Source organism: bacterium (genome assembly GCA_037131655.1).
Lineage (GTDB): Bacteria > Armatimonadota > Fimbriimonadia > Fimbriimonadales > JBAXQP01 > JBAXQP01.
On record JBAXQP010000456.1, the window covers coordinates 1 to 1,713 of the forward strand.

The following is a 1,713-nucleotide window of genomic DNA, read 5'->3' on the forward strand; positions in this document are numbered from 1 at the left end:
ATCGAATTGGAGGCGTATTGATGGAATACAGAGAACTGGGACGTACAGGTTGGGAAGTTTCTGCCGTGAGTTTTGGCGCTTGGGCTATTGGCGGGTCTTGGGGGCCGGTCGAAGATGCCGAATCATTAGCTGCGTTACACCGGGCAGTAGAACTTGGCGTCAACTTTTTTGACACCGCTGACGTTTATGGCGATGGTCACAGTGAACGGCTCTTGGCCCAACTGCGCCGCCAACAGAAGGAAACCATTTATATTGCCACCAAGGCCGGACGCCGGTTAGATCAACATGTCGCTGCAGGCTACAATCGCAAAAACCTCACAGCGTTTGTGGAGCGAAGTCTGAAGAACCTTGAGACAGAAGCCCTCGATTTGCTTCAACTCCACTGCCCACCTACCCAGGTCTACTATATGCCGGAAGTCTTTGGCATACTCGATGACCTGGTCAAAGCGGGCAAGCTCCGACACTACGGGGTGAGTGTGGAAAAAGTGGAAGAAGCTCTCAAGGCAATAGAGTTCCCCAACGTGCAAAGCGTACAAATTATCTTTAACATGTTCCGCCATCGACCTTCCGAGCTATTTTTCGAGCAGGCTAAGAAGCGTAAAGTGGGTATTCTGGCTCGTGTGCCGCTAGCCTCAGGGATGCTTACGGGCAGACTAAAGCCAAGTAGCACTTTCACACCGGATGACCATCGAGCGTATAACCGCCTTGGCGAGAAATTTGACCGCGGGGAAACTTTCTCCGGTGTTGATTATGACACTAGCTTGCAAGCAGTTGATGAGCTTAAGGCAATCTGCCCAGAGGGTATGAGTTTGACACAGTTTGCCTTGCGCTGGATTTTGATGTTTGCCCCTGTGACCTGTGCCATCCCCGGCGCGAAGCGCCCCTCGCAGGCCGAGGAGAACTTCGCCGCTTCAGACCTGCCTCCTCTCACTGATGAAACTATGGCTCAGGTACGCTCCATCTATGACCGCCACATCCGTGAGCTTGTTCAGCATTACTGGTAAACCGGGCCTGTCATATTCATAGTCCAAAGGTTGACATAGTGATATCGTGAACGTTCGCTTTGGCGCGAATTAACTCTTCTGCTTTGTCGCTAATGGGATCGAGTTTATGGTCATCGTGACTGCAGGCGATAGTCATTCTTAGTTGGTCGGCGTCGTTGTAGTAGAGTTCGACGAATTCGCCGCCTTTGACATCTCCCAGCATTTTGGATTGAGTTGTCAGGTGGATAGCACCGCGGATATTTAGGTGGATGTCGAATACGTCGGAATAGAAATAGGCCACTTTATTGTAGGGTTTGCTATCACCGGCCATAATCGCGCCCGCTTGCCGTCCTTGCCATTTAGCATTTTGGTTATGCTCGACATGCCACTTTGTTCCCATGGCGATGTCGTTGAAGTAAGTAATATCACCCGCCGCCCATATGTTCGGGTCGGAAGTGCGTAGATACTCATCGACGATTACTTCGCCCCGTTCGGTCATCTCAAGCCCTGATGCTTTGGCAAGTTCATTATTGAGAACAACCCCAATTCCCGCCACAACAAAGTCCGCCGGAATTTTCGTTCCTTTATCAGTAACAACCTCGCTAACGCTGACATTGCCCAAGAACGAGGTCACCTGCTGCCCTAGAAGGAATTTAATCCCTTTGCTCTCATAATATTCCTGCATAAAGCGGCTGAATAGGGGACTGCCAGCCCTTTTGAGAGGTCGTTC

At 50.8% G+C, this 1,713-nt stretch carries 2 protein-coding genes; one reads left to right on the forward strand and one right to left on the reverse strand.

Features of this window, described 5'->3' with window-relative positions; translation table 11 throughout:
- Positions 1–20: 20 nt before the first annotated feature.
- On the forward strand, positions 21–1,004 hold the full coding sequence (locus WCO51_13560) for an aldo/keto reductase (GenBank protein MEI6514280.1): 984 nt from the start codon (positions 21–23) through the stop codon (positions 1,002–1,004).
- Positions 1,005–1,020: 16 nt separating this feature from the next.
- Here WCO51_13560 and WCO51_13565 read toward each other — a convergent pair.
- Positions 1,021–1,713: NAD(P)/FAD-dependent oxidoreductase (locus tag WCO51_13565; protein MEI6514281.1), on the reverse strand; the 693-nt coding region annotated here is incomplete at its 5' end.